Origin of the sequence: Streptococcus mitis (genome assembly GCF_002096735.1) — a bacterium.
In the GTDB taxonomy this organism is placed as follows: domain Bacteria; phylum Bacillota; class Bacilli; order Lactobacillales; family Streptococcaceae; genus Streptococcus; species Streptococcus mitis_CZ.
Genome location: NZ_NCVC01000012.1, coordinates 58,162 through 83,344, shown reverse-complemented (window position 1 = coordinate 83,344; position 25,183 = coordinate 58,162). Strand labels below are relative to the sequence as shown.

Sequence of the window (25,183 nt, the reverse complement as noted above, 5' to 3'; positions counted from 1 at the left end):
AAGGAGAGAGCGCCAAGGCTTTCTCCTTTGTTATCCTATTCCAAAATGTTTTTGCCTTCTTTAACACGCCAACGATAATCTGATAAAATAATATCTTCGAGGGAGTAGCTAGCCTTCCAATCAAGATATTTTTTAGCTTTTGATGCGTCTGCTAGGACGCTGGCTGGGTCCCCAGCACGGCGAGCAACAATTTCGTGGGGTATTTTTTTATTCAGTAGTTCTTCAGCAGTTTTAAAGATTTCTTTGACGGTATAGCCTTTTTCAGTTCCCAAGTTAAAGATTTGAGAAGAACTGTTTTCTTGAAATAGGTAGTTCATTCCTTTAACATGAGCCTGTGCAAGGTCCAAGACATGAATGTAATCTCGAATACATGAACCATCACGTGTATCATAGTCATCTCCAAATATTTTCAGGCTATCATTTTGTCCCAATGCGGTCTTGTTGATGTTGGGAATGATATGAGTTGGATTTTTCACTCGCAGACCGTTTGAAGCATCCATTTCAGCCCCAGCTACATTAAAGTAACGGAAAATGACATATTTCCAATCGTAGCGATTGGCCATCCAGTAAATCATTCGTTCACCCATCAGTTTTGTTTCTGCATAAGGGTTGACAGGGTCGAGCAGGGTATCTTCAGTTGCCGGCTTGTCAATACAGTTATTACCATAGAGGGAAGCAGTCGAAGAGAACATGATTTTTTGAATACCAACTTCAGACAAGACTTTGAGAACTTGGTTCATACCAGCAACATTGGCAGTGAAGTATTTACTTGGATTTTCAATACTTTCGCTCACAACAATTTCACCTGCACAATGCAGAACAGCGTCAATCTTGTTTTCTTCCAAGTAAGTTTTTAAGGCATTAGCATCATAAACATCCAGTTGTTTAAAGCTAGCACGACTATCTACAGCCGCTCGATTTCCTGTAGAGAGATTATCTAGAACATGTACCTGATAGCCAGCATTTAAAAGAGCTTTAACGGTATGGGAGCCAATGTAGCCAGCTCCACCTGTAACAAGAATTGTTTTGGTCATGATTTTTTCCTTTTTCTAGTTTTGTACTATTTTAAAGAAATAAGAAGGCGAAGTCAACTATTTTCTGCAAATTTCATGAAAAACTGAACAAATATAGCATTGAATTGTTTTGTGTTTGGGAATTAATAGTTTGGGTGGTCTTGGAATAGTTCTTAGATTTCACCTCACATGCAAGAAAATACAAGCTTTTTCTAAGATAGAGCAAGACTAAGATACTAACTTAGAAATCCACCTTCCCGCTATCCTTCTCCTATAAAAAGTGGTAAAATGGATGAAAGAAAGAAGGAACTGAAATGACAACATTATTTTCAAAAATCAAAGAAGTAACAGAACTTACTGCGATCTCAGGTCATGAAGCACCTGTTCGTGCTTATCTTCGTGAAAAGTTGACCCCGCACGTGGATGAAGTGGTGACAGATGGCTTGGGTGGTATTTTCGGAATTAAGCATTCAGAAGCTGCAGATGCACCACGCGTCTTGGTTGCTTCTCACATGGATGAAGTTGGTTTTATGGTCAGCGAGATTAAGCCAGACGGCACCTTCCGTGTCGTAGAAATTGGTGGCTGGAACCCCATGGTAGTCAGCAGCCAACGTTTCAAACTCTTGACTCTTGACGGTCGTGAAATTCCTGTGATTTCAGGTTCTGTTCCGCCACATTTGACTCGTGGTAAGGGCGGACCAACCATGCCTGCTATTGCAGATATCGTCTTTGATGGTGGTTTTGCGGACAAGGCTGAGGCAGAAAGTTTTGGCATCCGTCCTGGCGACACCATCGTACCAGATAGTTCTGCAATCTTAACAGCCAATGAAAAAAATATCATCTCAAAAGCTTGGGACAATCGCTACGGTGTGCTCATGGTTAGTGAGTTAGCAGAAGCCCTGTCAGGTCAAAAACTTGGCAATGAACTCTATCTGGGTTCTAACGTCCAAGAAGAAGTTGGTCTCCGCGGTGCTCATACATCTACAACCAAGTTTGATCCAGAAGTCTTCCTCGCAGTTGACTGTTCACCAGCAGGTGATGTTTATGGCGGTCAAGGCAAGATTGGGGATGGAACCTTGATTCGTTTCTACGATCCAGGTCACTTGCTTCTCCCAGGAATGAAGGATTTCCTTTTGACAACGGCTGAAGAAGCTGGAATCAAGTATCAATACTACTGTGGTAAAGGCGGCACAGACGCTGGCGCAGCTCATTTGAAAAATGGTGGTGTCCCATCAACAACAATCGGTGTTTGCGCTCGTTATATCCATTCTCACCAAACCCTCTACGCTATGGATGACTTCCTAGAAGCTCAAGCTTTCTTGCAAGCCTTGGTGAAGAAATTGGATCGTTCAACGGTTGATTTGATTAAAAATTATTAAACCATAAGGGAGGTGGTAGGGATGGTAGAACCAAACCTAGAAAGCCTTATAAAAGATCTTTACAATCATGCTCGACATGATTTGAGTGAAGATTTAGTTGCTGCTCTCCTAGAGACTGCTAAAAAACTGCCTACTACAAATGAGCAATTGCTGGCAGTTCGTCTCTCAGGCCTGGTCAATCGTGAATTGCTCCTAAATCCCAAACATCCGGCACCTGAGTTGCTCAACTTAGCTCGCTTTATTAAAAGAGAAGAAGCTAAGTACAGAGGAACCGCAGCTTCTGCGCTTATGTATGGGGAGCTCTTTAAAATGCTTTGATTCCATTGTGAATCAAAGCATTTTTCTATATGTTAGAAAAGCAATTCTAGATTAGGAAAAGAAAAAAGCCATCCCATCCAGGATAGCTTCTTGGTTCTTAGATTTGTTCAGCGATGACCTTTTCAGCTAGATTCATAGCGTGATCAGACACACGAGTGTAGTGGGAAATGATGTCGATAAAGTTGACCCCAGCTTGTGTTGAACACTCGCCCTTGTTGAGACGCTTGATGTGGGTCTTTCTGAGAACACGTTCCATATTGTTGATTTCTTTATGGCGTTCAATCAGACTTTGAGCTTTTTCAATATCATTGTTTTCCACGCTATCAAGGGCATCCTTGATAAAGTCAGTGGTTTTTTGATAGATATCAGCTAATTCCTGCAAAGCAGCTTCAGAAAACTCAACATTTTTACGTTGAAGGTAGTCAGTCAGATTGATTAGGGCCTCAGCGTGATCCCCAATCCGTTCCAAATCACGGGATGAATCCAGGATGTTGGTGAGCACTTCACTTTCTTTCTGGCTAAGAGCTTCACTTGAAAGAGTAATCAGGTAACGAGTCAATTTTTCATCAATGGTATTGATGGCTTCTTCTGTCTTGTGGCCTTTTTCAGCAACCTTTTCATTAAGGTCAATGATGTAGTTGTATGAAAGGTCAAAGGCTTTAGAAGCATAATTTCCCAAGTGAAGGAGTTCTTTTTTGGCATTTCCGAGAGCGATTGATGGAGCTTGTTTAATCAAATGCTCATCGAGGTAAAGCGGCTCGTATTTGACAACTTCATCTTCACCAGGGATGAGCTTGGTTACAAAGTAGGCCAAGGCTCCGATGAATGGAAATTGGATAATAGTATTTGTGATATTAAAGGTTCCGTGGGCGAAGGCAATGGTCATTTCTGGAGCCAGATTGAGTGTAGATTCAAACCATTGAATCAAGCCAGTGAAAGGTACAAGGAAGACAATACAGATAACCGTACCAATCACGTTAAAGGCGACATGGGCACCAGCAACACGTTTGGCAGCGATATTGGCTCCAAGAGAAGCAATAATAGCTGTAATGGTCGTTCCGATATTATCACCAAACAAGACTGGTAGGGCACCTTGTAGATCAATCAAACCACTTGCGTAAAGATTCTGTAGGATACCGATAGTTGCGGAAGAAGCTTGAATGAGTAGGGTTAGTCCAGTTCCGACAAAGACACCGAGAATAGGACTCTTACTTAGTTCAACCATGTAGTCTCTAAAGACTTGCAGGTCTTTTAGAGGCTCCATTGCACCGCTCATAAGATTGAGAGCGAAGAAGATACCACCTACACCAAAAATGATACGTCCGATGTTATTGATAGAGCGATTCTTGGTGAAGAAGAGACAAATCGCTCCGATGAAAAGCATTGGTAAGGCGTAATCTCCTAGCTTAAAACCGATGATAAAGGATGTAACGGTAGTTCCAATATTGGCACCCATGACAATACCGATAGCTTGACGCAAGGTCAAAAGTCCTGCGCTGACTAGCCCCACTGTAATGACTGTGACCCCAGAACTTGACTGAATTAGCGCCGTCATACCGATACCAACTAGCACACCGAAGAACGGATTGCTAGTGTACTTGTCAATGTAAAAACGAAGGCGATCTCCAGCAGCTTGTTGCAAACCGTCTCCCATGGTCTTGATACTATATAAGAATAGTCCCAGACCACCTAAAAAGTGAAATAAAATTTCCTGCCAATTAATGGACATTTCTTTTTCCTCCGAAAAATAATAACGGAATTTCTCCTATTCTATTTTAAAGGATAAAAGTAAATCTAACAAGTGTTAAGCTAAGATTTTAGAAAGAAAATTCGTTAGAATGGGCCTTAATTATATTAATTTTACCAATTTCTAACCTAGATATAGGTATTTCCTTTTATATATTGACATTTAAAAGAAATATTTTAAAATGAGGGAGGTATTATCTTGGTCCCTGTGATTGGGATAAAAATTTTATAAAGAAAGTTAAGCGCTTTCTTTTATGCAACAAAATCAATCCTTTAGGAGGAGAAAATGAAGAATCCATTTTTTGAAAGACGTTGTCGTTACAGTATTCGTAAGTTATCAGTAGGAGCCTGCTCGCTGATGATTGGGGCTGTTTTATTTGCTGGTCCAGCCTTGGCAGAAGAAACTGCAGTTCCTGAAAATAAGGGAGCCAATACAGCGCTTGTTTCAGGAGAGAGTGAGCATCCAACTAATGAAGCTGACAAGCAGCATGAAGGAGAACATGCTAGAGAAAATAAGTTAGAAAAGGAAGAAGGAGTAGCGACAGTATCTGAAACTGCTTCGCCAGCAAGCAATGAAGCTGCGACTACTGAAACCACAGAAGCAGCTAGCGCAGCTAAACCAGAGGAAAAACCAAGTGAGGTGGCTGCAGAAACATCATCTGTAGAAGCAAAACCTAAGTCTGACAAGGAAATAGAAGCAAAGCCTGAAGCAACTAGCCAAGGAGATGAGTCTAAGCCAGCAGCAGAAGCTAATAAGATTGAAAAAGAAGTCCAGCCAGATGTCCCTAAAAATACAGAAAAAACATTAAAACCAAAGGAAATCAAATTTAATTCTTGGGAAGAATTGTTGAAATGGGAACCCGGTGCTCGTGAAGATGATGCCATCAACCGCGGCTCTGTTGCCCTCGCTCCACGTCGGACAGGTCATTTGGTCAATGAAAAAGCTAGCAAGGAAGCAAAAGTTCAAGCTCTATCCAACACCAATTCTAAAGCAAAAGACCATGCTTCTGTTGGTGGAGAAGAGTTCAAGGCCTATGCTTTTGACTATTGGCAATATCTAGATTCAATGGTCTTCTGGGAAGGTCTCGTACCAACGCCTGACGTTATTGATGCAGGTCACCGTAACGGGGTTCCTGTATACGGTACACTCTTCTTCAACTGGTCTAATAGTATTGCAGATCAAGAAAAATTCGCTGAAGCTTTGAAGCAAGACCCAGATGGTAGCTTCCCAATTGCCCGTAAATTGGTGGATATGGCCAAGTATTATGGCTATGATGGCTATTTCATTAACCAAGAAACAACTGGGGACTTGGTTGAACCTCTTGGAGAAAAGATGCGCCAGTTTATGCTCTATACCAAGGAATATGCTGCTAAGGTAAACCATCCAATCAAGTATTCTTGGTACGATGCCATGACTTATAACTATGGACGTTACCACCAAGATGGTTTGGGAGAATACAACTACCAATTCATGCAACCAGAAGGAGATAAGGTTCCAGCAGATAACTTCTTTGCTAACTTTAACTGGGATAAGGCTAAGAATGATTACACTATTACAACTGCCAACTGGATTGGCCGTAATCCTTATGACGTATTTGCAGGTTTGGAATTGCAACAGGGTGGTTCCTACAAGACCAAGGTCAAATGGAATGACATTTTAGATGAAAATGGGAAATTACGCCTTTCTCTTGGTTTATTCGCCCCAGATACCATTACAAGTTTAGGAAAAACTGGTGAAGATTATCATAAGAATGAAGATATCTTCTTTACAGGTTATCAAGGTGATCCTACTGGCCAAAAACCAGGTGATAAAGATTGGTATGGGATTGCTAACCTAGTTGCTGACCGTACGCCAGCAGTAGGTAATACTTTTACTACTTCTTTTAATACAGGTCATGGTAGAAAATGGTTCGTAGATGGTAAGGTTTCTAAGGATTCTGAGTGGAATTACCGTTCAGTTTCAGGTGTTCTTCCAACATGGCGCTGGTGGCAAAAATCAACTGGCGATAAGTTGAAAGCAAGCTATGATTTTGAAGATGCTTATAATGGTGGAACTTCTCTCAAATTTGCAGGGGATCTTTCAGGTGCGACCAAGCAAGATGTGAATTTGTACTCTACTCGCTTGAAGGTGACAGATACAACCAAATTGCATGTTGCCCACAAAGGAGGCAAAGGGACCAAGGTTTATGTAGAATTTGCAACCAAGAAAGATTATACCTACGGTGATGAAGCTGCCCGTAAAGAATTAACAGTTTCAGATGACTGGACTACCAATGATTTTGATTTGAGTTCCTTGGCAGGTAAAACAATTTACGGTATTAAACTCTATTTTGAAAATGATAAAGGCTTAAAAGGTTATCAATTTAACCTGGGGCAATTGACCATCAGCAATAATCAAGATGCTCCTCAGGCACCAACCACAGTAGCTGTAGCCAAACAAGTCCTTAAAAATGCCCAAGAAGCGGAAGCAGTTGTACAATTTAAAGGCAACAAGGATGCAGATTTCTATGAAGTTTACGAAAAAGATGGAGACAGCTGGAAATTACTAACTGGCTCATCTTCTACAACTATTTATCTACCAAAAGTTAGCCGCTCAGCAAGTGCTCAAGGTACAACTCAAGAACTGAAGGTTGTAGCCGTTGGTAAAAATGGGGTTCGTTCAGAAGCTGCAACAACAACCTTTGATTGGGGCATGACTGTAAAAGATACTAGCCTACCAAAACCATTAGCTGAAAATATCGTACCAGGTGCAACAGTTATTGATAGTACCTTCCCTAAAACAGAAGGTGGGGAAGGCATCGAAGGCATGTTGAATGGTACCATTACCAGTCTGTCAGACAAGTGGTCTTCTGGACAGTTAAGTGGTAGTGTGGATATTCGTTTGACCCAGCCACGTACAGTTGTTAGATGGGTGATGGACCATGCTGGAGCTGGTGGAGAATCTGTAAACGACGGTTTGATGAACACCAAAGACTTTGACCTTTATTATAAAGATGCGGATGGTCAATGGAAGTTGGCTAAGGAAGTTCGTGGCAATAAAGCCCATGTTACAGATATTACCCTTGACAAACCTATCACAGCTCAAGATTGGCGCTTGAATGTTGTCACTTCCGACAATGGAACTCCATGGAAGGCTATTCGTATCTATAACTGGAGAATGTATGAAAAGCTTGATACTGAAAGTGTCAATATTCCGATGGCCAAGGCTGCAGCCCGTTCTCTAGGCAATAACAAGGTACAAGTTGGCTTTGCGGATGTACCAGCTGGAGCAACCATTACCGTTTATGATAATCCAAATTCTCAAACTCCGCTTGCAACCTTGAAGAGCGAAGTTGGAGGTGACTTAGCAAGTGCACCATTGGATTTGACAAATCAATCTGGTCTTCTTTACTATCGTACCCAGTTGCCAGGCAAGGAAATTAGTAATATCCTAGCAGTTTCCGTTCCAAAAGATGACAGAAGAATCAAGTCAGTCAGCCTAGAAACAGGACCTAAGAAAACAAGCTACGCCGAAGGGGAGGATTTGGACCTTAGAGGTGGTGTTCTTCGAGTTCAGTACGAAGGTGGAGCTGAGGACGAACTTATTCGCCTAACTCACGCGGGTGTATCAGTATCAGGTTTTGATACGCATCATAAGGGAGAACAAAATCTTACTTTACAATATTTGGGGCAACCGGTACATGCTAATTTATCAGTGACTGTTACTAGTCAAGATGAAGCAAGTCCGAAAACTATTTTGGGAATTGAAGTAAGTCAGGAACCGAAAAAAGATTACCTAGTTGGGGATAGCTTAGACTTGTCTGAAGGACGCTTTGCAGTGGCTTATAGCAATGACACCATGGAAGAACACTCCTTTACTGATGAGGGAGTTGAAATTTCTGGTTACGATGCTCAAAAGACTGGTCGTCAAACCTTGACGCTTCGTTACCAAGGTCATGAAGTCAACTTTGATGTCTTGGTATCTCCAAAAGCAGCATTGAACGATGAGTACCTTAAACAAAAATTAGCAGAAGTTGAAGCAGCTAAGAACAAGGTGGTCTATAACTTTGCTTCACCAGAAGTAAAAGAAGCTTTCTTGAAAGCAATTGAAGCGGCCGAGCAAGTGTTGAAAGACCATGAAACTAGCACCCAAGATCAGGTGAATGACCGTCTCAATAAATTGACAGAAGCTCATAAAGCTCTGAATGGTCAAGAGAAATTTACGGAAGAAAAGACAGAACTCGATCGCTTAACAGGTGAGGCTCAAGAACTCTTGGCTGCCAAGCCAAACCATCCTTCAGGTTCTGCCCTAGCTCCGCTTCTTGAGAAAAACAAGGCCTTGGTTGAAAAAGTAGATTTGAGTCCAGAAGAGCTTGCAACAGCGAAACAGAGTCTGAAAGATCTGGTTGCTTTATTGAAAGAAGACAAGCCAGCAGTCTTTTCTGATAGTAAAACAGGTGTTGAGGTACACTTCTCAAATAAAGAGAAGACTATCATCAAGGGCTTGAAAGTAGAGCGTGTTCAAGCAAGTGCTGAAGAGAAGAAATACTTTGCTGGAGAAGATGCTCATGTCTTTGAAATAGAAGGTCTAGATGAAAAAGGTCAAGACGTTGATCTCTCTTACGCTTCTATTGTGAAAATTCCAATTGAAAAAGATAAGAAAGTGAAGAAAGTCTTCTTCTTACCTGAAGGAAAAGCAGCAGTAGAATTGGCTTTTGAACAAACGGATAGTCATGTCATCTTTACAGCACCACACTTTACTCATTATGCCTTTGTTTATGAATCTGCTGAAAAACCACAACCTGCTAAACCGGTAGAAAAAGTTATTTCAAGCAAGGAACCAGCTGAAGGTGTCAAGAATTTGGTTGTGGATACTCCGAAATTAGAAGTCGAAGAGACAAGTATTGCCTTCGAACACCAAGAACGTCCAAATCCAAATCTTACAGTCGGTCAACGTCAACTTGTCCAAGCAGGAGTTGAGGGGCAAATTCGTCGCTTGATTGAAGTAGATAGCCAAGGCAATCGTACGCTTCGAGCTACAGAAGTTTTGAAAGAAGCAAGCCCTGAAATCGTGGAAGTAGGTACTGGTCTCATCCCTGCCAATCCAGCACCACAAAACACAGACCTTCCAAAACCTACTAATCAACCGGCTTCTGATCAACAAAAGGCTCCTAAATTGGAAGTTCAAGAGGAAAAGGTTGCCTTTGACCGTCAAGAGCATGAAAATGCTGATATGCTAGTTGGGGAACAACGAGTCATCATACAGGGACGAGATGGTCTATTAAGACATGTCTTTGAAGTTGATGAGAACGGTCAGCGTCGCCTTCGTTCAACAGAAGTCATTCAAGAGGCGATTCCAGAAATTGTTGAAATTGGAACAAAAGTAAAAACTGAACCAGCAGTAGCGCCTACACAAGAAAAACCAGCCCAAAATACAGCAGTTAAATCAGAAGAAGCAAGCAAACAATTGCCAAACACAGGAACTGCTGATGCCAATGAAGCCCTAATAGCAGGATTGGCAAGCCTTGGTCTTGCTAGTTTAGCCTTGACATTGAAGCAGAAAAAAGAAGATGAAGATTAAATATCGAAAAATCTTGTGAAATCTTTCCTTATATTTCCAAAGTGTGATATAATAGTTTCGAATAAAATAAATAAAGGGGTTTTTGTAACATGGCAAAACTTACTGTTAAAGACGTTGAATTGAAAGGGAAAAAAGTTCTCGTTCGTGTTGACTTCAACGTACCTGTAAAAGATGGCGTGATTACCAACGACAACCGTATCACTGCAGCTCTTCCAACTATCAAGTACATCCTTGAACAAGGTGGACGTGCTATCCTCTTCTCTCACCTTGGTCGTGTAAAAGAAGAAGCAGACAAAGCTGGTAAATCACTTGCTCCTGTAGCTGCTGACTTGGCAGCTAAATTGGGTCAAGAAGTTGCTTTCCTTCCAGGTGTCACTCGTGGTGCTGAATTGGAAGCAGCTATCGACGCTCTTGAAGATGGACAAGTTCTCTTGGTTGAAAACACTCGTTACGAAGATGTTGACGGCAAGAAAGAATCTAAAAACGATCCTGAACTTGGTAAATACTGGGCATCACTTGGAGATGGTATCTTCGTAAACGATGCATTCGGTACAGCTCACCGTGCACACGCATCTAACGTTGGTATCTCAGCAAACGTTGAAAAAGCAGTTGCTGGTTTCCTTCTTGAAAACGAAATTGCCTACATCCAAGAAGCAGTTGAAGCTCCAGAACGTCCATTCGTGGCTATCCTTGGTGGTTCAAAAGTTTCAGACAAGATCGGTGTTATCGAAAACTTGCTTGAAAAAGCTGATAAAGTCCTTATCGGTGGTGGTATGACTTACACATTCTACAAAGCACAAGGTATCGAAATCGGTAACTCACTTGTAGAAGAAGACAAATTGGATGTTGCGAAAGCTCTTCTTGAAAAAGCAAACGGTAAATTGATCTTGCCAGTTGACTCAAAAGAAGCTAATGCATTTGCTGGCTACACTGAAGTACGTGATACTGAAGGTGAAGCAGTTTCTGAAGGCTTCCTTGGTCTTGATATCGGTCCAAAATCTATCGCTAAATTTGACGAAGCTTTGACTGGTGCCAAAACAGTTGTATGGAACGGACCTATGGGTGTATTTGAAAACCCAGACTTCCAAGCTGGTACAATCGGTGTGATGGATGCTATCGTGAAACAACCAGGCGTTAAATCAATCATCGGTGGTGGTGACTCAGCTGCCGCAGCGATTAACCTTGGCCGTGCAGACAAGTTCTCATGGATCTCTACTGGTGGTGGAGCATCAATGGAACTTCTTGAAGGTAAGGTTCTTCCAGGACTTGCAGCCTTGACAGAAAAATAAGATTTTATAAATAAATCAAAGAAGAGAGGGATGAAAGTTCCTCTCTTCTTTTGCTTAAAATAAAAACGCTTCCTCTCAACTATTACTCATAAAAATCACCGATTTATGATAAAATGGAAATAGAAAGTTGAGATTATGAGTTATTTTAAAAAATATAAATTCGATAAATCCCAGTTCAAGCTTGGTCTACGAACCTTTAAAACCGGTATTGCTGTTTTTTTAGTTCTCTTGATTTTTGGATTTTTTGGTTGGAAGGGACTTCAAATTGGAGCTTTGACAGCAGTCTTTAGTTTGAGAGAAAGCTTTGATAAGAGTGTTCATTTTGGAACTTCACGTATTCTAGGAAATAGTATCGGTGGTTTCTATGCCCTTATCTTTTTTTTCTTAAATACCTTATTTCAAGAAGCCTTTTGGGTGACCTTGGTAGTTGTTCCAATCTGCACTATGTTAACCATTATGACAAATGTAGCCATGAATAACAAAGCAGGGGTTATTGGTGGTGTAGCAGCTATGTTAATCATTACCCTATCGATTCCGAGCGGAGAGACAATTTTGTACGTATTTGCGCGTGTATCAGAAACTTTCATGGGAGTTTTTGTCGCAATTCTTGTAAATTACGATATTGATCGTATTCGGCTCTTTTTAGAGAAAAAAGAAAAATAATGTTACATTTTATAACATTATCATTTGACGTTTGTCTTTTTTTAGACTATAATAGACAGAAAGAAGGAAATTGTAAATGAAGGAAAAAGAATTTCGCCGAAATATGGCTGTTTTTCCTATCGGCAGTGTTATGAAGTTGACCGATCTATCGGCGCGTCAGATTCGTTATTATGAAGATCAAGAGTTGATTAAGCCAGATCGAAACGAAGGGAACCGTCGCATGTATTCCTTGAATGACATGGATCGTCTGCTTGAGATCAAAGATTATATCTCTGAAGGTTATAATATCGCTGCCATTAAGAAAAAATATGCTGAACGTGAAGCGAAATCCAAGAAAGCGGTGAGTCAGACTGAGGTGCGTCGTGCACTTCACAATGAACTCCTCCAACAGGGTCGCTTTGCTTCAGTACAGTCACCTTTTGGTCGCGGTTAGGCAACCGCAAGTAGTCATACATTAAGGAGAAAACTCATGCCAATCACAGCTGCAGATATTCGTCGTGAAGTCAAGGAAAAAAATGTTACCTTTATTCGTCTCATGTTCTCAGATATTTTGGGAACCATGAAAAACGTCGAAATTCCTGCTACAGATGAACAGTTAGATAAAGTCTTGTCGAACAAGGCTATGTTTGATGGATCTTCTATTGAAGGTTTTGTACGTATCAATGAGTCAGATATGTACTTGTACCCAGACTTGGATACATGGACAGTCTTCCCTTGGGGAGATGAAAATGGAAGTGTTGCAGGTTTGATCTGTGATGTCTATACAACAGAAGGTGAACCATTTGCAGGAGACCCTCGTGGCAATTTGAAACGTGCTCTTCGTCACATGGAAGAAGTAGGATTCAATTCCTTCAACCTTGGGCCAGAACCAGAATTCTTCCTATTTAAACTGGATGAAAATGGGGATCCAACACTTGAAGTAAATGACAAGGGTGGCTACTTTGATTTGGCACCTACTGACCTTGCGGACAATACACGTCGTGAGATTGTCAATGTCTTGACCAAAATGGGATTTGAAGTAGAAGCGAGTCACCACGAGGTTGCGGTTGGTCAACACGAGATTGACTTTAAGTACGATGAAGTTCTCCGTGCCTGTGATAAGATTCAAATCTTCAAACTTGTTGTTAAAACTATTGCTCGCAAACATGGGCTTTACGCAACCTTTATGGCCAAACCAAAATTTGGTATTGCCGGATCAGGTATGCACTGTAATATGTCCTTGTTTGATGCAGAAGGAAACAACGCCTTCTTTGATCCAAATGATCCGAAAGGAATGCAGTTGTCTGAAACGGCCTACCATTTCCTTGGTGGTTTGATCAAACATGCTTACAACTATACTGCCATCATGAACCCAACGGTTAACTCATACAAACGTTTGGTTCCAGGTTATGAAGCGCCTGTTTACATTGCTTGGGCTGGTCGTAACCGTTCGCCACTTGTGCGCGTGCCTGCTTCACGTGGTATGGGAACTCGTCTTGAGTTGCGTTCAGTGGATCCAATGGCGAACCCTTACATCGCTATGGCTGTTCTTTTGGAAGTTGGTTTGCATGGTATTGAAAATAAAATCGAAGCACCAGCTCCTATCGAAGAAAATATCTACATCATGACAGCAGAAGAGCGTAAGGAAGCTGGTATTACAGACCTTCCATCAACCCTTCACAACGCTTTGAAAGCTTTGACAGAAGATGAGGTTGTCAGAGCAGCTCTTGGAGAACATATCTATACTAGTTTCCTTGAAGCCAAACGAATCGAATGGGCAAGTTATGCAACCTTCGTTTCACAATGGGAAATTGATAATTATTTAGACCTTTACTAATACTAATATAGAAGAAAGATTGCCTGAGGGGCAATCTTTTTTGTTCTCTCGTTGTTATAAATGTATTTTGATACAGGTTTTAGTATAGAAAATATAGGTAATTTAATTTTTTTAGCTTACTTACAATTATGAATAGCAAATGGGAATATTCTGACAAATCTCAGAAAACAAAATCAAGTTTATGATTAGAGAAGCTTTACAATGATGGTATTTGATGGCGATTTTCTACTTTTTAAAAAGTTTGATACATCAATGATTTATCACTTGCTTAAATTAGTAGTAAATGATATAATCTTATTTGAAACGAATGAATCCTAGTCTTTGTTTGATTGCACTAACATGTCAAGCACTCAATATTTATTCGTTGTATTTTACTATTATAGGAAAGGAGATGTTATGCAAAAAGACAAGTGGTGGCTGCCATTCTTAGCGGTGGGTGTCATCATAGCTTTAGCGGTGGGTTTACTTTATTACACCAGACCCACTAAGGATGGAGATATAGGTTCATCATCAGTTTCGCAATCGACTTCAAGCGATGAGAACAATTCAGCTTTGAGTTTAAAAGGTCAACAACTTCCAGAATTTAAAATGACCTCTCAAGATGGAAAATTGATTGCTATCTCGGAACTGTATGATAAACCTATATTAGTTGTCGAATGGGCTAGTTGGTGTCCGCATTGCCAGAAACAACTACCCATTGTTCAGCAGATGTATGAAAAGTATGGAGATCAAATTCATTTTGTTCTTCTGAATATGAACGAACCAGGAAAAGAAACAAAGGAAACTGCTGATCAGTATATCAAAGAAAAAGGATATACTTTCCCGTATTATTATGACGAAGATCAGTTCGCAGCCGATCTTTTACAGGTTCAAACCATACCAAGTATGTATCTTGTGACAAAACAGCAACAGGTAAAGAATGTATTAGTAAATCATACCACTGCTGAAAATTTCTCGAAAGAGTTACAAGAACTGCTAAACTAACATACATTCATTTCGGAAAAAGGAGGAAGAAGAAATCGCAATAGGATTTCAGAGAAAATTATGAGAGATTTCATTAAAAAGGTCTCCATTCTGTTTACGATTCTGTTTCTCTCTGTGCCATTAGGATTAGCTAGTTTACGTTTCGGTCGTGGTGCGGCTGATGAAACTGAGGTAATTCGAGTAGGAGATAATACGGAAATTATCCAGAATGGATGTTATCGTAAGATAAAGAAATCAGAAAAGACGGAATGGACAGTTCCGCGTAAACCAATTGACTTGGTTATCCTGCAGGATGCCAGTGGATCATTCCGAGAAACGATTCCAAGTGTCAAACGTGCTCTTAAACGGTTGACGACTTATGTTAGCCCAGAACAATACGATGAGACAAATCCTTATCTCGTTAAGACTGACGACCCTCGAACAACTGACCGGGTCTTCGTTGCTTCTTACCAAGGTTTGGATCAGGTGCGTTACTTTGAAAACAATGATTTTAGTGGTAACCCTGCGAACGTATATACTGATGCGAATTCGACTGGAAAAAACTACACCTATGGCAATAGTGGCTTAACAAGCGATCAAAATAAAGTTCATAGCTTCATTGATAATATTGCTGTTGATGGTGGGACCCCAACTGTTCCTGCGATTGATGATACAATCGCTCAGTACAACCGTGTCAAAGGCAATATGGAAAACGGTCGGAAGACGGTCTTCCTCCTGGTAACGGATGGGGTAGCCAACGGTTACCGTCTGCCAGGGACTAACACAGTGGTTATGGACAAGAGCTGGACAAGAACAGATGCTATTCAACGTGCTTGGGGAGTAAATAGCTATCCAGAAGCGGCTCAAGATATTACTGGTCGTGCCAATGAGTTGAGAGATGCTGGTGATCAGCTGAAAGCAGCGGTTGGTTCAGAAGGTTCTGTGGTTGTAGGTTTCTGGGAACGTGTTGATAATTTCACTGAACCATATTATCAATATGGTCCAGCTTATCTAAATGGTTTCGGTAACACTATTAATATTGGGGACAACCGTTCAGTGCAAGCCATCTTCCACGACGCACTTCAATCGATGGCTTCACCAGATAAGGTTGTGAACGGAAAGAACGTTTCCTTCTATGTTAATGAACAGAATAACATTGATGTGTTCTCACAAAAGATTTTAGAATCTGTAGCTGCAGCGTTGATCAAGGAAGACATCAAAGGTGAGTTCACTGTTACACCCGGGTATAAGGTTGATGCTGTTCGAATCAATGGTAAAACAGTTGTTGAAAAAGTCACAGATCCATCAAAACAAATTCGTGGTCGAATCAATCAAGAAGGTGACAATGTCACAATCTATGTACCCGATAGTGTCTTCAACCCTGGAGATAACAATTTCGACTATGATTTGAGTAAGGAAGCTCGTGCTCCTGAAACGAATGAAGAGGATGAAGTTGATCCGCCAGCTGATTATAAACCTGTAAACGAAGAAGTTACAGTTCCTGAATTGACGGGTGTCTTCAAGACAGGTGAATTTTCAACTCAAAAAATCGGTGGACGTAATGAAAAAGTTGAAGTTCAAAAACTCGAGTACTGTTTCCCAAGTGTCACGAAGAGAATTACCGACGCAGATAAGAGTAATGACTTGGGAGAAATTGATGACCCGCTTGGTTTGACAAAGAAAAAAGCCTATTCTGCACAATTGTCAGACAAGGCAGAGGAGTTTACCTATACTCTTGATTACAACTTCAATAACGTAGCCTACGAATTTGAAAAGAACGTCATGTTGACAGACCCACTTGACTACCGTTTGGAAGTGGTTGAAAGTTCAGCTACTGGACCAAATGGAGAAAAATGGACCACTCGTGTAGTTAGTCAAGATGATTCAGAAGGCAACCCTCAAAGTGTCGTGGTTGCGGATGTTCCTGCTAAAGGATCCAACTATAATTACTTGGTATTGAAGAAAGCTCAAATGACCATTAAGGTTCGTTTGAAAGAACAATACCGAAATAATCAAGCAAACAAAGACTACATTGACATCCTTCAACTAAATAGTGGCTATGGTTTATTAAACCAAGGTAATATCATGTGGAATGGTGAAGATGACACACCTGAGCCAAGCAAGCATGAGAAAACAACTGATAAACCAAGCACCATCCGTCGTTCAAACTCTGTCTATGTTAAACCACCGGTTGATACAGAGATTGAGAAGAAAGTAAACGACAAGGAACACGAAGATCTTGATACAGAAGACCAAGTCTTCAAGTACAAGGTATCTGTTCCATGGCCAGGTATTGCTGACAGCTTTAGCATTACCGATACAGTAGTACCTGAATTGGAAATCCAAGAAGGTACTGTAAACGTAACTGTAGGTGGAAAAGAAAACAGTGATTTGACAGCTGGAATCAAAGTTGAAGGTCAGACTGTTTCACTTACATTAGACAAAGATGCTCTTAATAAAATTTCTCGTCGCGTAACTCGTGGTAAGAAGAAAGACATCCAATATGTTGAATTGACATTTGACGCTAAGATTCGTCCAGGTGCTGACCTTTCTAAATATAAGAAAGATGGTCAAATTAAAGTACCAAATACCGCAGATGTTGCCTTGAATGACATCAAGAAAACATCGAATGAAGTAACGGTTACCCCACCAAAACCAAAAGAACCTTCTGTAACTAAGAAGATCAATGAAAGCTTGGAAGAATTCCAAACATTTGATGGACAACCTTACACTTACAACATCACTACAAACATCCCTGCAGACGTTGCTTCTTATAAGAAGTTTGTAATCAGCGATACCCTTGATAATGACTTGGAATTCGATGGCGAAGCTTCTATTAAAGGTGATGCTGCTGACCTCTTCACGGTAGAAAAGAACGGTCAAACTGTTACTGCAACTGTGAAAGATGGAAAATTTGCAGACCTTGCTAAATACACTACGGTTGAATTGGTAATTCCTGCAAAAGTTAAAAATGGTGTTACAGGTAAAGTTATCGATAACAAAGCAAGTATTTCATTTACAAATGAAAACAATGTGGATAAAGATATCGAATCTAAACCTGTTACTGTGACTCCTCCACCTGTAACTAAGAAGATCAACGAAACACTTGATCACTTAGATATTCCTACAGGTCAAGCATACAACTACAACATCAAGACAAAACTTCCAACAGATATTACAGATTACAAGAAATTTGTGATTACAGATACACTTGAAGGAGATTTGTCAGTTATCAATGAAACTTCAAGCAAACCAGTTATCAAAGGAGCAGCTGCAGCCTTCTTCGATGTAACAGTTGAGGGTCAAACCGTGACTGCAACGATGAAGGACTTTGCGAAGGCTACAGACCTTGCTGGTCAAGAAGTGGAATTGATTATTCCGGCTAAGATCAATGATGGAGTGACTCGTATCAACATTCCAAATACTGCGAAGTTCAGCTTCACAGATAAGAACGATCATAGCGGAGAAAAAGAAACGAAACCTGTCACCGTAACCCCTCCATCAGAGCCAGGTGTTGATAAGAAAATCAACGAAACACTGACAGAGGCAACAATCGGGGCAGAAACGGACTTCACATATAATATCAAAGCGAAATTGCCAAATGATATTACAACGTACAAGTCCTTCGTTGTAACAGATACCTTGGATGAGAACTTGACTCCAGGTCAAGCTGAAATCAAGGGAGCGGCAGCGAAATTCTTCGATGTAACAGTTCAAGGTCAAACCGTGACTGCAACGATGAAAGATTTTGCGAATGCGGGTGACTACGGTAACCAAGAAGTAGAGCTCGTGATTCATGCCAAAGTGAAGAAAGACTCAAAAGTTCCATCTATTGAGAACAAAGCTAAGATTACTTATACCAACAAGAATGACCAACAAGGTGAGAAAGAAACCAAACCGGTTACTGTCACTCCACCGCCAATCACTAAGAAGGTGAATGGTCAGGAACATGCAGATCTTGGTAAGTTATCAGAAGTCTTCACGTATACGATTGACTCAACGGTTCCACACGTGGCAGATACCTTCACCATTTCAGATGATATCGTCAAAGAATTGGCATTTGAAGGGGAAGCAACTGTCACTGTTGACGGCCAAGCTGTTCAAGATTTGACTGTGAAAACAGAAGGTCAAACCTTGACAGTCACATTTGGAAAAGATCAAGTGAAACAATATGCTGGTAAAGCAGTCCAAGTTTCATTCAATGCCAAGATTAAAGATGGCATCACTTTCGATGCTCTCTTGACTGCTTATCCAAATGAAGCAAAAGACAAGCCAGTAGTACCAAATACTGCTAGCTACATCATTAATGATAATCCTGATTCTAAGAAAGAATCAAAACCAGTCACTGTCACTCCACCGCCAACAACAACTCCAAAGCTTAAGAAGGAAGTAAACGGAGCAGAACGTTACGATCTTGCAAAACGTAATGAAGAATTTACTTATACTTTGAAAACAACAATGCCTGCCAATGCAACTGTATTTGAGATGACAGACGAGTTGAAAGAAGTTCTAGAATTTGTTGGTGAGAATGCTTCAGCTACTGTTAAACTCGATGGTGAGGATGCAGGATCGAAGGCGACAGTAACAATTTCTGGCCAAGTGATCAAAGTTGCCTTTACAGAAGCTTCTGTAAAAGCAGATGCCGGTAAGTCTATTGAAGTGAATTTCAAGGCTAAGATTAGAGATAATGCCAACTTATCAGCTTATGTGAATAAAGATGGTAAGACAGAGATTCCGAATAAGGCTTCTTATGACATCGATCACAATCCGAAATATCACAAGGACTCAAACGTAGTTCCAGTAACTCCTCCAAGTCCAGAAGAACCAGGAATCAAGAAAGATGTGAACGGCAAAGAAGCTGAAACTCTTGACAAACGCGACCAAGTCTTCACTTACAACGTGAAAACAACAGTAGCGCAAGATGCGACAGCCTTCGCAGTAACAGATACCTTGGTAGACGTTCTTGAATTCGCCGGCACATCAAGTGCTAAATTGAATGGTCAAGCGCTTGACGCTAGCCAAATCAAGGTAGAAGGTCAAACCATTACCTTGACGCTTACAGAAGAACAAGCGAAAGCCAATGGCGGTCAAGCAGTTGAATTAACATTCGACGCTAAGATCAAAGCCGGTGCTAACTTGTCTGCTTATGTAACAGAAGATAAGTCAATCAAGGTTCCGAACAAGGCAGCTTACAGGGCAGATCTTCCAAACAAACCAGGCTTCACTAAGGATTCCAATGAAGTTCCAGTAACTCCACCGACTCCAGAAGAGCCAGAAATCAAGAAAGATGTGAACGGCAAAGAAGCTGAAACTCTTGACAAACGCGACCAAGTCTTCACTTACAACGTGAAAACAACAGTAGCGCAAGATGCGACAGCCTTCGCAGTAACAGATACCTTGGTAGACGTTCTTGAATTCGCCGGCACATCAAGTGCTAAATTGAATGGTCAAGCGCTTGACGCTAGCCAAATCAAGGTAGAAGGTCAAACCATTACCTTGACGCTTACAGAAGAACAAGCGAAAGCCAATGGCGGTCAAGCAGTTGAATTAACATTCGACGCTAAGATCAAAGCCGGTGCTAACTTGTCTGCTTATGTAACAGAAGATAAGTCAATCAAGGTTCCGAACAAGGCAGCTTACAGGGCAGATCTTCCAAACAAACCAGGCTTCACTAAGGATTCCAATGAAGTTCCAGTTGTAGTTCCAAAAGAACCAGAACCAGAAATTTCTAAGAAGATCAACCGTACTTTGGACCACTTGGATGTAGACTACGAAGCACCTTACATGTACAATGTTAATACTGCTTTACCAAAAGATATTGATAAGTACAAAGAGTTTACAGTAACAGATACTCTTGAATCTGTGTTGGCAATCACAGATACACCAGTAGCTTATGTAGATGGTCTTGATGCAACTGGAGTTCTTGAAACTAAAGTTGAAGGAAATACAGTAACTGTAACAGTGAAAGATTTCGCTCGACTTAAAGGATTCAAAGAAATCCAATTGTACATCCCAGCTAAGCTTAAAGCTAACAGCGACTTGAGCGCTTACGCTAACCAATTGGTACCTAACAAAGCAACTGTAAACTTCAAGGATGCTAACGGTCAATCTGGTAGCAAGGAAACAAAACCAGTAACGGTTAAACCTCGTGAACCAGAAAAACCAACTGATCCAAAACCAAATGAACCAGTTAAGACTGTTGGACCAGAAGATGGATCTAAACCTGGTAAAGAGTACCACTTGCCAAACGCAACTGATACATTCCGCTTCGACATTTCAACGCTCGTTCCTGCAGATCCAACGGATGAAAATGGAAACGCCTTGAAAGATGAGTACGGCCGCATCAAGAAGACTGAATTGACTAACTTCACTATCAGTGATGAAATCGACCAAGTCCTCAAAGTGAACCGTGACCGTATTGCTCTTAAAGTTGAAAACGCACAGTTTGACAAACTTCAAGCAACTCTTCAAGCTCAACTTGACCAAGTTGAAGCTGAGCTTAAAGCTTTGATGGCTAAGTCTGAAGACAAGTCAGCTGATGAGAAAGTGAAAGTGGCTGAAGCTAAAGTTGCTGACTTGAAAGCTAAGGTAGAAGCAGCCAAAGCAGCTAAGAAAGAAGCTGAATTGTCACCAGCTGATAAGAAACAAGAACAAGAGAAACTTGAAAACGAAATCAAGAAACTGAAAGAAGCTCAAGCTAAGCTTAAATCAGCAATTGAAAAAGTTTCTAAAGTTTCAAATGACCGTGGTGAATTGGTAGGTAAAGATTTGGAAGCAATTGCCAAAGTTACTTACGATGAAACTACAAACCTTGTGACTGTTGAAATCAGCGACAAGGACGTTCTTGAAGCCTTGAAGGGAAGTAAAGTAAGTCTCGTTCTTTACACTAACTTCAAAGAAGGAACTGACTTCTCTAAATATGCTACTAAAGGTGTACCAAATACAGCAACAGTAAGCTTTAACAATAAACCAAAAACTACCAACAAGGTTGTGGTGACACCACCTGTTCCAGTAACGCCACCTGTTCCGGTAACACCACCTGTTCCAGTAACGCCACCTGTTCCGGTAACACCACCTGTTCCGGTAACGCCACCTGTTCCAGTAACACCACCTGTTCCGGTAACACCACCTGTTCCGGTAACACCACCTGTTCCGGTAACACCACCTGTTCCAGTAACGCCACCAGCCCCAAATATCCCACCAGCAGAGGAGGATATTCCGAAAAAACCAACAGAACCAGGTAAAACATTACCAAATACAGGTTCTGAAGTTTCTACAGTTCTTGAAGTATTTGCAGCTCTTGCTGCAGGACTTGCAGGGCTTCTAGTTTGGAAGCGTAAAGCTGAACGTTAGTATCATATAGTAAGAGGAGAGTAGAAAATTTTACTCTTCTCCTTACTGTATATTGAAAGTGTTAAGGGAAAAAATAATGAGTAGAAAAAAATTATTAAAGTTAGGGATTTCAATACTTGCTTTAAACGCTCTTGGAGTAGCGACTTATCATGTAGCTCCTGATCTATATGAAATTAAGACTGTACATGCAGAAGAACCAGGCGAAGATGAAGAAATCCCTGATGCGCAGGAAAGAAGTATCGCTTTTAAGTTCAGAGATAAAATGAACGACCTTGAAGAGGATTTTAATGATTTTAAAAAGAATCCTTCAGATGAAGAAACTCGTGAACTTGTACAAGGAGAGTTAGATGATGTTGTAAAATATTACGGTATTGCCAAAAAAGCAATGAAGAGCGAAGTTGGAAAAAAATTCTTTGCACCTCTTGAAGAACGCTATCATACTTTGAAAGCTAAAGTAGAAGCAACTTTGAATGGCAATACTGAAGAACCAACAACACCAAAAGTTGAACATCAAGAAATCACTACGACAGAAGAGATTCCTTATGCATCTCGTACCGAAACCAATGCCGATCTTGCAGAAGGTACTCGTAATGTGAAACAAGCGGGTGTTAAAGGCATTAAGACCATTACTTGGGATATCACACTGACAGATGGTAAAGAAACAGCTCGTACTAAGAAAAGCGAGAAAGTTACCAAAGAACCAGTAGAAGAAATCATCGAAGTTGGAACTAAGAAAACAGGTGTAGAAATCAAAGAAACAGTGACTGTAGAGGAAAAAGTTGCTTTCAAAGAAGAAACGAAAGTAGACCCAACACTGGATAAAGGTCAAACGCGTGTTGAAGAAGGTGAAGAAGGTATCGATGAAGTCACTTATGAAGTGACAAAAGTGGATGGTGTTGAAAAATCTCGTAAAGAAGTTTCACGCAAGACCAAGAAAGTAGCAAAGAACAAGATTACTTATACAGGTTCAAAAGCAGTTGTAACGACTAAGGAAGAGACCAAGACAGAAGAAGTTGCTTTCCAAACTAAGGAAGTCACAAATTCTGAACTTCCAGAAGGAAGTCGTCAAGTGAAGACAGCTGGTAAGAAGGGTGTTCGCACGATTGTTGAAACTGTCACTTACACAGACGGAGTAGAAACAGGTCGTGTTGAGAAATCCAACACAATCATTACTCCAGCAGTAGACGAAGTTATCGAAGTTGGAACTAAGAAAGTAGTAGTCCCAGTTGTAACGACTAAGGAAGAGACCAAGACAGAAGAAGTTGCTTTCCAAACTAAGGAAGTCACAAATCCAGATCTTCCAGAAGGAAGTCGTCAAGTGAAGACAGCTGGTAAGAAGGGTGTTCGCACGATTGTTGAAACTGTCACTTACACAGACGGAGTAGAAACAGGTCGTGTTGAGAAATCCAACACAATCACTACTCCAGCAGTAGATGAGATTGTTGAAGTAGGAACTAAGAAAGTAGCTTCTACAACAACCAACGGTGATAAGAAAGATACTGCAACAACAGGGAACCAAGCTGAAAATGCTAAGAAAGAAGAAACTGCAAGCCAAGATAAGAAAGTTCTACCAAGCACAGGTACAGCTTCTACTAGTCTTCTTTCAATCATCGGTCTTGCCTTTGCAAGCCTAGCAGCTTTTGTCCTTCGTAAGAAAGACTAAGCCATTCTTAATAAATAAGAAATTGAATTCTTAATTCCGGCTCATTGTCAACTGTATTGGGTTGATGAAAAGTTATAACCTGGAGAGGACCAAATTGGTTCTCTCCTTTTTGATATTTAGAGCAATGAGAATTCTAGTTTTAAAGTTGTCAAAGTTCCGGAAGCCAAAAGCATTTTGCTTGATGAATTTGATAAAATTAGTGGTAGCTTCTAGTTTTGAGTTTGAGTAGGGAAGTTCCAGTGCATTAATGATCTTGTCCTTATCTTTCAAAAAGGTCTTAAAAACAGTTTGAAAAATAGGGTTTACAGAATAAATTGCTTTTTTAATCAGATCAAAGAAATGGTCAGCCTGTTTCTCTTGAAAATGAAAGTGCAGGAGTTGATATAGATTATAGTGCTGTCTAAGTTCTTGAGAGTATGAAAGTAGCTTTTCTAGAATTTCTTTATTGGTCAAATGTGACCGAAAAGTAGGTCAATAAAAACGTTTATCACTGAGTCTACGCCTATCCTGTTGAATGAGTTTCCAGTAACGTTTCAGTGCGTTATATTTGTGCGATCTCCTATCAAACTGATTTATAATTTGGATGCGAAGACGATTCATAGTTCGACTGAGATGCTGGACAATGTGAAAGCGGTCGAGAACGATTTTTGCATTTTGGAGTGAAACAGTCTGGGGGACTGTTTCAGCCTGAGCCTAGAAATTCGAAAGCGGAGCTGTTTAGCCAATTTGTAGTAGGAGCTAAACATATCCATAGTAATGACTTTGACCCGTTTTCTAACCTGTCTAGGATAGCGTAGGAAGTGTTTTCGGATGATAGCTTGTGTCCTGCCTTCAAGAACAGTGATGATGTTGAGATTGTCGAAATCTTGCGTAATGAAACTCATCTTTCCCTTAGTGAAGGTATACTCATCCCAGGACATAATGTTAGGAAATCGGCTAAAGTCATGCTTAAAGTTGAAAGTCATTCAGTTTACGTATGACAGTTGAAGTTGAAATGGCAAGCTGGCGAGCAATATCGGTCATAGAAGTCTTTTCAATCAACTTTTGCGCAATTTTTTGGTTGATAATACGAGAGATTTGGTGATTCTTCTTGACGATAGAAGTCTCGGCGACCATCATTTTAGAGCAGTGATAGCACCTGAAACGGAGTTTTCTAAGGAGAATTCTGGTAGGCATAGCAATCGTTTCGAGGTAAGGAATTTTCGACGGTTTTTGAAAGTCATATTTCTTCATTTGACTTCCACAATAAGGACAAGATGGGGCGTTGTAGTCCAGTCTAGCGATAATTTTCTTGTGTGTATCCATATTGATGATATCTAGAATTTTTATGTTTGAGTCTTTGATATCGAGTAGTTTTGTGATAAAATATAATTGTTCCATATGAATCTTTCTAATGAGTTGTTTTGTCGCTTTTCATTAT

Annotated in this window: 12 protein-coding genes and 2 pseudogenes; 11 read left to right on the top strand and 3 right to left on the bottom strand. The window is 40.6% G+C overall.

All coding sequences use genetic code 11. The features are described from left to right. Window positions 1-35: 35 nt before the first annotated feature. The gene (gene galE / locus B7703_RS02370; RefSeq protein ID WP_084923481.1) at window positions 36-1,034 is read right to left on the bottom strand and encodes a UDP-glucose 4-epimerase GalE; all 999 of its coding nucleotides are present in this window, start codon (window positions 1,032-1,034) and stop codon (window positions 36-38) included. Between the two features lie 293 nt (window positions 1,035-1,327). Here galE and pepA point away from each other — a divergent pair, with 293 nt between their 5' ends. After that, window positions 1,328-2,392, top strand: a complete 1,065-nt coding sequence (pepA, locus tag B7703_RS02365; protein WP_084861912.1) for a glutamyl aminopeptidase — start codon at window positions 1,328-1,330, stop codon at window positions 2,390-2,392. Between the two features lie 21 nt (window positions 2,393-2,413). Then, complete coding sequence (locus tag B7703_RS02360; protein WP_084923479.1) at window positions 2,414-2,710, top strand: bacteriocin immunity family protein; 297 nt, start codon at window positions 2,414-2,416, stop codon at window positions 2,708-2,710. A gap of 97 nt (window positions 2,711-2,807) precedes the next feature. On the opposite strand, the gene B7703_RS02355 is transcribed toward B7703_RS02360, so the two are convergent. After that, entirely contained in the window at window positions 2,808-4,439 is a 1,632-nt protein-coding gene (locus B7703_RS02355) for a Na/Pi cotransporter family protein (protein WP_049524778.1), read from the bottom strand. A 303-nt stretch (window positions 4,440-4,742) separates the two neighbouring features. Between B7703_RS02355 and B7703_RS10235 the strand changes: the two are divergent. The 9 genes and pseudogenes from B7703_RS10235 to B7703_RS02315 all read left to right on the top strand — a co-directional run. Beyond that, a pseudogene (locus tag B7703_RS10235) lies at window positions 4,743-4,805 on the top strand (YSIRK-type signal peptide-containing protein); the annotation flags it as partial. 291 nt (window positions 4,806-5,096) lie between these two features. Further along, window positions 5,097-10,016 carry an endo-beta-N-acetylglucosaminidase gene (locus B7703_RS02350; RefSeq protein WP_419991883.1) on the top strand — a complete coding sequence of 1,640 codons (4,920 nt, stop codon included), beginning with the start codon at window positions 5,097-5,099 and terminating at the stop codon, window positions 10,014-10,016. An 89-nt stretch (window positions 10,017-10,105) separates the two neighbouring features. Continuing rightward, window positions 10,106-11,305, top strand: a complete 1,200-nt coding sequence (locus B7703_RS02345; protein WP_084923476.1) for a phosphoglycerate kinase — start codon at window positions 10,106-10,108, stop codon at window positions 11,303-11,305. A 135-nt stretch (window positions 11,306-11,440) separates the two neighbouring features. Beyond that, window positions 11,441-11,968, top strand: a complete 528-nt coding sequence (locus B7703_RS02340; RefSeq protein WP_084923474.1) for an FUSC family protein — start codon at window positions 11,441-11,443, stop codon at window positions 11,966-11,968. 76 nt (window positions 11,969-12,044) lie between these two features. Continuing rightward, a complete protein-coding gene (gene glnR, locus B7703_RS02335) occupies window positions 12,045-12,401 on the top strand; it encodes a transcriptional repressor GlnR (protein WP_000659547.1) in 357 nt (118 codons plus the stop codon). A gap of 36 nt (window positions 12,402-12,437) precedes the next feature. Continuing rightward, window positions 12,438-13,784, top strand: a complete 1,347-nt coding sequence (glnA, locus tag B7703_RS02330; RefSeq protein ID WP_070526519.1) for a type I glutamate--ammonia ligase — start codon at window positions 12,438-12,440, stop codon at window positions 13,782-13,784. Window positions 13,785-14,180: 396 nt separating this feature from the next. Continuing rightward, on the top strand, window positions 14,181-14,768 hold the full coding sequence (locus tag B7703_RS02325) for a TlpA family protein disulfide reductase (protein WP_084923473.1): 588 nt from the start codon (window positions 14,181-14,183) through the stop codon (window positions 14,766-14,768). Window positions 14,769-14,828: 60 nt separating this feature from the next. Then, the gene (locus tag B7703_RS02320) at window positions 14,829-22,100 is read left to right on the top strand and encodes an isopeptide-forming domain-containing fimbrial protein (protein WP_084923471.1); all 7,272 of its coding nucleotides are present in this window, start codon (window positions 14,829-14,831) and stop codon (window positions 22,098-22,100) included. 76 nt (window positions 22,101-22,176) lie between these two features. Continuing rightward, window positions 22,177-23,763 (top strand): G5 domain-containing protein, encoded by a 1,587-nt coding sequence (locus tag B7703_RS02315; RefSeq protein ID WP_084923470.1) that lies wholly within the window; start codon window positions 22,177-22,179, stop codon window positions 23,761-23,763. A gap of 72 nt (window positions 23,764-23,835) precedes the next feature. Here the strand turns inward: B7703_RS02315 and B7703_RS02310 are convergent. Continuing rightward, window positions 23,836-25,143, bottom strand: a pseudogene (locus tag B7703_RS02310) (transposase). Between the last annotated feature and the right edge of the window lie 40 nt (window positions 25,144-25,183).